This is a genomic window from Dolichospermum sp. LEGE 00246 (assembly GCF_015207865.1).
In the GTDB taxonomy this organism is placed as follows: domain Bacteria; phylum Cyanobacteriota; class Cyanobacteriia; order Cyanobacteriales; family Nostocaceae; genus Dolichospermum; species Dolichospermum heterosporum.
On sequence record NZ_JADEWA010000309.1, the window covers coordinates 1 to 6,517 of the forward strand.

7 protein-coding genes and 1 pseudogene are annotated in these 6,517 nt (G+C 39.5%); 6 read left to right on the plus strand and 2 right to left on the minus strand.

Annotated features, from left to right (window positions below; all coding sequences use genetic code 11):
* Window positions 1–120 precede the first annotated feature (120 nt).
* Entirely contained in the window at window positions 121–1,581 is a 1,461-nt protein-coding gene (gatA, locus tag IQ228_RS18135; protein WP_027403839.1) for an Asp-tRNA(Asn)/Glu-tRNA(Gln) amidotransferase subunit GatA, read from the minus strand.
* 151 nt (window positions 1,582–1,732) lie between these two features.
* Between gatA and IQ228_RS18140 the strand changes: the two genes are divergently transcribed.
* Window positions 1,733–2,197, plus strand: coding sequence for a XisH family protein (locus IQ228_RS18140; RefSeq protein ID WP_268871234.1), 465 nt, complete (start codon window positions 1,733–1,735; stop codon window positions 2,195–2,197).
* Window positions 2,185–2,520 (plus strand): XisI protein, encoded by a 336-nt coding sequence (locus IQ228_RS18145; protein ID WP_027403837.1) that lies wholly within the window; start codon window positions 2,185–2,187, stop codon window positions 2,518–2,520. Before IQ228_RS18140 ends, IQ228_RS18145 begins: the two co-directional genes overlap by 13 nt.
* Window positions 2,521–2,553: 33 nt before the next feature.
* Here the strand turns inward: IQ228_RS18145 and IQ228_RS27270 are convergent.
* Window positions 2,554–2,634: pseudogene (locus tag IQ228_RS27270) on the minus strand (addiction module protein); the annotation flags it as partial.
* A 119-nt stretch (window positions 2,635–2,753) separates the two neighbouring features.
* Here IQ228_RS27270 and IQ228_RS18155 point away from each other — a divergent pair.
* From IQ228_RS18155 to IQ228_RS26745, 4 genes are all read left to right on the plus strand, one after another.
* Entirely contained in the window at window positions 2,754–4,493 is a 1,740-nt protein-coding gene (locus tag IQ228_RS18155) for an AIPR family protein (protein ID WP_228043940.1), read from the plus strand.
* A gap of 10 nt (window positions 4,494–4,503) precedes the next feature.
* Window positions 4,504–4,668 carry a hypothetical protein gene (locus IQ228_RS18160; protein ID WP_173401718.1) on the plus strand — a complete coding sequence of 55 codons (165 nt, stop codon included), beginning with the start codon at window positions 4,504–4,506 and terminating at the stop codon, window positions 4,666–4,668.
* Between the two features lie 35 nt (window positions 4,669–4,703).
* Complete coding sequence (locus IQ228_RS18165) at window positions 4,704–6,065, plus strand: OB-fold nucleic acid binding domain-containing protein (RefSeq protein ID WP_193963817.1); 1,362 nt, start codon at window positions 4,704–4,706, stop codon at window positions 6,063–6,065.
* Window positions 6,066–6,240: 175 nt separating this feature from the next.
* The gene (locus tag IQ228_RS26745) at window positions 6,241–6,471 is read left to right on the plus strand and encodes a hypothetical protein (RefSeq protein WP_228043941.1); all 231 of its coding nucleotides are present in this window, start codon (window positions 6,241–6,243) and stop codon (window positions 6,469–6,471) included.
* Window positions 6,472–6,517: the final 46 nt, after the last annotated feature.

Below are 6,517 nucleotides of genomic sequence, written 5' to 3' on the forward strand. Positions count from 1 at the left end.
TTTGTATAAGAGACAGCCCAACCCCCTCCCCGCAAGCGATGAGGGGGCTACAATGCACCTCATATAATTGTAAAACCTCTGTAGTAGGGGTTTACGGCGTAAACCCCCGCCGGTGAAAAACTAAGCAATTTTGGGTTTTCGTAAATGCCAATTAGTTGATTGTTCATAGGCATAAGCTACTTGGAAAAGTTGCTCTTCTCCTAGCACTTTACCAACTATTTGCAGTCCAATTGGTAGACCTTTACTATCAAAACCGCAAGGTAAACTGATTCCTGGTAAACCAGCTAAATTAGCAGGAATAGTCATTAAATCATTTAAATACATACTCAAAGGATCGGTAGTTTTTTCTCCGGCTCGAAATGCGGTAGTTGGTGCAGTTGGAGAAATTAACACATCTACTGATTGAAAAGCTTTTTCAAAATCTTTTTTAATGAGAGTGCGGACTTTTTGGGCTTTCAAATAGTAAGCATCATAATAACCAGCGGAAAGGGCATAAGTACCAATCATAATCCGGCGTTTGACTTCTGCTCCAAATCCCTGAGAACGAGTTCGGGTATACATTGATAAAAGATTGTCTGCATCAGGGGAACGCAAACCATATTTAACGCCATCGTAACGCGCTAAGTTAGCTGATGCTTCCGAGGGGGCAATAATGTAGTAAGTTGGTAAACCATAGCGGAAACTGGGACAGGAAATAGGATGAATTTCTGCACCTAATTCTTGAAGTTGATCAATGGCTTTGGTGACTGCGGCTTGTACTTCTGGATCTAACCCTTCACCGAAGGTTTCTGTAATGACACCAATTCTCAGTTTTTTCCGAAGTTTGAGATCGGGTTTTAAACTAGCTGCATAGTCAGGAACTTTGATTTTGAGACTGGTAGAGTCCTGCGGATCATAGCCAGCGATCGCACTCAATAATATAGCCGCATCTTCTACACTGCGTCCAAATGGTCCAATTTGGTCGAGAGACGAAGCATAAGCCACTAAACCATAACGGGAAACTAACCCATAAGTCGGTTTCATCCCCACAACACCGCAGAATGACGCAGGTTGACGAATTGAACCCCCTGTATCCGAACCCAGGGAAACCACACATTCATCGGCTGCTACGGCTGCTGCTGAACCACCGGAAGAACCACCAGGAACACGGGATAAATCCCAAGGATTAGCGGTAACTTGATAAGCGGAGTTTTCTGTAGAACTCCCCATAGCAAACTCATCTAAATTAGTTTTACCCACCATGACACCCCCAGCGTCAGCTAGTTTTTGGGTGGCGGTGGATTCGTAAGGGGGGATAAAATTCTCCAAAATCCGGGAAGCGCAGGTGGTGACAATCCCCTTGGTACACAAATTGTCTTTAATCCCGATGGGAATCCCCGCCAAGATGCCAATTTCTTCTCCCGCAGCGACTTTTGCATCTACAGCTTGAGCTTGTTTTAAGGCTTGTTCTGTCGTCACAGTGAGGAAACTGTGCAGTTTGGGTTCTAACTCTTGAATCCGATTTAATGCTTCTTGGGTAATTTCAACGGCAGAACGTTCTTTACTGATTATCTGTTCGTGCAAATCGCGGATGGATGCCATAATTGTTCTCTTTAAGGAATCAAGTCATTGATTTTAGCATTTACAGGACGGGGGATTGGGGAATTTTCGTCTGAAGTTACAGGAGATTTTTTGTCTCACGCTCCAGGCGCAGAGGCGCAAAGAGAGTTTAGTTATACTAAAAATATTAGTTATGCTTGGATCATCAGTTTATAGTTTATTGGGAAAAGCCAATTTTAATATGCCGGCAAAGGACATCTATCACAATGCTGTTAAAAATGCCTTAATTCAAGAAGGTTGGATAATTACAAATGACCCTCTACATTTAAAATGGGGTCAAAAAGATATGTATGTAGATTTAGGAGCAAAACAACTTTTAGCGGCAGAACAAGGAACTAGAAAAATTGCCGTAGAAATTAAAAGTTTTGTCAGTCCTTCAGAAATGGCTGATCTTAAAGATGCTATTGGTGGATTTGTTTTGTATCGTGCTGTTATGAGTCGTCTAGAACCTGATAGAATATTATATTTAGGAGTGCGTGATACTGTATTCACGGATTTATTTGAAGAACCAATTGGTAAACTTTTAAGAGAAAGCGAAAATCTGAATTTACTTGTTTTCAATTCTGATACTGAGAGGATTACCCAATGGATACCTTAGATAATTATCGCCGGATTGTTAAAGAAGTGTTAGTACCTTATACACAAATTCCTTATTCCTATGGAGTGATTGAATGTAAAACAGTTTTTGATAGTGAAAATGATAGCTATTTACTAATAACTCTTGGTTGGGAAGGGGCGAAAAGAATTCACGGTTGCTTAGTTCATCTTGATATTATTGATGGTAAAATCTGGGTACAAAGAGATGATACAGAAGATGGTGTTACTTATGAATTAGAAGCAGCGGGAATTCCTAAAGATAAAATTGTTTTAGGTTTTCACCCACAAAATGTTAGGCAACATACGGGATATGCTATTATTTAAGATGATTGAATAAGAAAAAAAATTTATTCAATTCTATCTAAACCGTTTTTTAACTTCTTCCCAACTAGAACCATTTGTAGGGTTTTTCTTATAATTTTCTAACTGTCGCTCTAATTCTTGTTGTTATGCTCAACTACAAATTATGGGCGTTGCTGATTAAGAGTATGATTTTGTTATGCCTACGGCACGCTGCGCGAACACGCAGAAGCGCTCCAGTCGCAGAGAGTAAGAGTTTGAAATCATTGATTTTTCAATTTCATACCCTAATTCAGCAACGCCCTCAACTACAAATTATGAATATTAATGCCTCTATTATTGATCAACGTTTGCAATCAGTGACTGATGCCATTCGACAACGGGCTGCTGAAGAATTAAATATTAATGATGCTGGAAAACTTAAATCTTTGGCATTTGTATATTTTTGTGTGCAAACAATTCTGGATTTAGAAGATGCTCATACCTTTGATTGTTTGACAGAAGGTGGTGGAGATTTTGGTGTGGATGCCATGCACATTTCTGAAGAATATGATGGTGAATTTACAGTTAGTTTATTTCAGGTAAAGTATGTAAATAATCTAGAAGGTAAGACTAATTTTCCTGAAAATGGCATCACGGCTCTCATTAATGCGATTCGATTTTTGTTTGATCCTACTGCAAAATTAGAGCATATTAATCAACGGTTACTTGCGAAAGTAGAAGAAGTCCGCAGTTTAATTCGGGATGGATATATTCCCCAGGTGCGGGCATTAGCTTGTAATAATGGCATAAAATGGAATGACTCTTCTCAAGAAGCAATTGATCGATCTGGATTCGGTGATCAGGTGACATGGGAACACATTAATCATGAACATCTGATCAACATTCTGCAAGCTTCCAAACCAGTTAAAGATACTTTACAACTAAGTGGCAAAGCTGTAGTTGAAGATATGAATTTTAGCCGGGTGCTGGTGGGCAGAATTTCTATAACTGAAATTGCGGCTTTGATTGAGCGACACGGAGAACGCTTGTTAGAACGTAATATTCGCCGTTATTTAGGGTTACAAGGCAACCGGGTCAACGAGGGTATTCGGGACACTTTAAATAGCGATGAAAAAAACAATTTCTATTTTTATAATAATGGCATCACATTAACTTGCAACAGTTTTTCCTATAACGCACTGCAAAATGGTGATTATCAGGTACGAGTTGAGAACTTGCAAATTATTAATGGTGGTCAAACCTGTATAACCATTTTTAAAACTCTTCAGGATTCAAAGATATTCCAGGAAAATATCCAAGCTTATGTTTTAGTTCGTCTCTATCAACTACCTACTGATAATGATGATTTAGTCCAAAAAATTACTTATGCTACGAATAGTCAGAACCCAGTGGATCTAAGGGATCTCCGAGCTAATGATCAGCTACAGCAAAGACTGGAAATGGATATCAAACAGTTGGGATTTAATTATCGCCGCAAACGCTCTGATACAGGCACTAAATCCACAGATATTACTTCGGGTGTAGCGGCTGAGGCGATACTGGCGGTTTGGCGACAAAAGCCTCATCAAGCTAAGTTTTTTACTCGTGAGCATTTTGGTAAACTGTACAATGTAATTTTTACTGAACATCTTAATGGCGCACAAGCCATAATCGCTGTACAGTTGTATAGAATTGCCGAAAACCGACGCAAACGCCCGCATCCAAATGCTCCTGCTTGTGTCCGTTATGCTTCGTGCTTTATTGCTATGCAAATGGGGAAAAGACTTCTCAAAAGAATGAATCTACAAATGAAGGAAATTAACCACCGTAATTTTGAGGATGCAAATCAGTTGATTAATCAATATGGGGAGGATTATTTCAATCATTCAGTCCGAGATGTTCAAAAGGCACTTCAAGCACTTTACGGAAACCAGGAAATTTCTTTACAACAACTTTCTGCTACTTTCCGACGTGGTGATTTGATAGAGAAACTTCAGCAGATGGAAATTCCTTAAATCTATTCCTATGAATGACAAACTCCAGACCGAAAAAGGTAAGCTCCAGGTAAGCACTAATATAGAGATAAATCAAGAAACAGAGAAGGAAGAGGTTCTCTGTCCCCATTGTCAACGCACTGCTACAAATGGTATTAAGTGTAAAGGTATCTGTGTGGCTGATAATGATTATTAAGGTGTCAATAAACAAATGTTGCCAAGCTAAGTAATATGGTTAAAATAATTTCTCGTACTTATGTCGGTCAAGCCAATGTTTATGATATTGGTGTGGAAAATGACCATAATTTTGTGATTAAAAATGGTTTTATCGCTGCCAATTGTTTTAATAAATCTCACTCTACAGCTTACGCTTATGTAACTTATCAAACGTCATATTTAAAGGCAAATTACCCATTGGAATATATGGCGGCGTTGTTAACCGCTAATAGTGGGGATACAGACAAGGTGCGGAAGTATCTTGATAACTGCTCTAATATGGGTATTGTAATTGATGCACCGGATGTTAATCGCTCTGGTTTAGATTTTACGCCGGTGGATGGGAGGATTTTATTTGGATTTTCGGCGGTGCGGAATGTGGGACAAAATGCGATCGCCTCTATTTTAGAAGCTAGGGAAGAATCAGGAGAATTAGTCCCATTTACATCTTTGGCGGATTTTTGCGATCGCGTGGATTTACGGGCTATGAACCGCCGCACTTTAGAATCACTCATTAACTGCGGTGCTTTTGACAAAATTCAAGCTAATCGCAACCAATTAATTCATGATTTAGAATTAGTTTATGAGTGGGCGCAATCCCGCGCTAGAGACAAAGCTAGTGGACAGGGTAATATATTTGATTTATTAGGAGGGGGATTGGCAGGGAATAATCATCAACCCCAGAAAAATGCCTATGAATCTGCACCAAAAGCTCCTCCTGTCAATGATTTACCACCTCAAGAAAAATTGAGAATGGAAAAAGAATTATTAGGATTTTATCTCTCCGATCATCCTCTTAAATCTATCAGACAATCATCTTCAGTCCTTGCACCTATTAACTTAGCACAATTGGGAGAACAAAAAGATGATGCTATCCTTTGTGCAGTAGTAATGTTGAATAATGTTAAAAAGGTTGTCACCAAAAAAGGTGATTCTATGGCAATTCTGCAAGTTGAAGATTTATCTGCTGCCTCGGAAGCGGTGGTTTTTCCTAAAACCTATGAACGCATTAGTTCTTTACTCGAAGTTGATGCCAGATTGATTATTTGGGGTAAGATAGATCGCCGTGATGATCAAGTTCAATTTATTCTTGAAGACGCAGAAACTGTTGAAACTGTAAAAATGATTTTAGTGGAACTGAGTCCACAACAAGCAGGAACAATTGAAGAACAACATCGTTTGAATACAATTCTCAAAGCACAAGCAGGGGATAAAGATAAATCCAGAATACCTGTCATTGGTGTTGTTCAGGCTGGAGATCACCGAGAAATTGTCCGCTTTGGAAGACAGTTTTGGGTACAAGATTCGGGAACAGCAGTCCAAGCATTACAAAATGGCAGATTCCCGGCTCATATCAAACAACTAACCAGCGGCTAAACAAACCATAATACCCGTAGGGGCGCAGGCCCTGCGCCCTCTTCTCATATTGCGCCCTCTTTCCATATTGCGCCCTTCCATATTGCGCCCTTCTCATATATGATGTATATAATCTTAAATTAAGAGGGCTTACACCGTAAGCCCCTACGAGATTAACAATTATTGATTTGGTTATATGAAGTTCGATCCCGAAAAACATCACCGTCGTTCAATTCGGCTTCCTAATTACAATTATGGTCAAGCTGGTGCTTATTTCGTCACAATGTGTACTTATAAAAAACAAGGTTGGTTTGGTGATGTTAAACGGGGGGAAATGCAACTAAATGTGACGTACTCCACACACTCCCTTTCAGGTGAGTGTGGGCTTCTCAGTGACTCCTCTATGAGGACATTAACTGAGCTTTAAGACCGTGCGCCCCACGGTTCTTTGGTTTTGAGATTTGTTTTTTGTT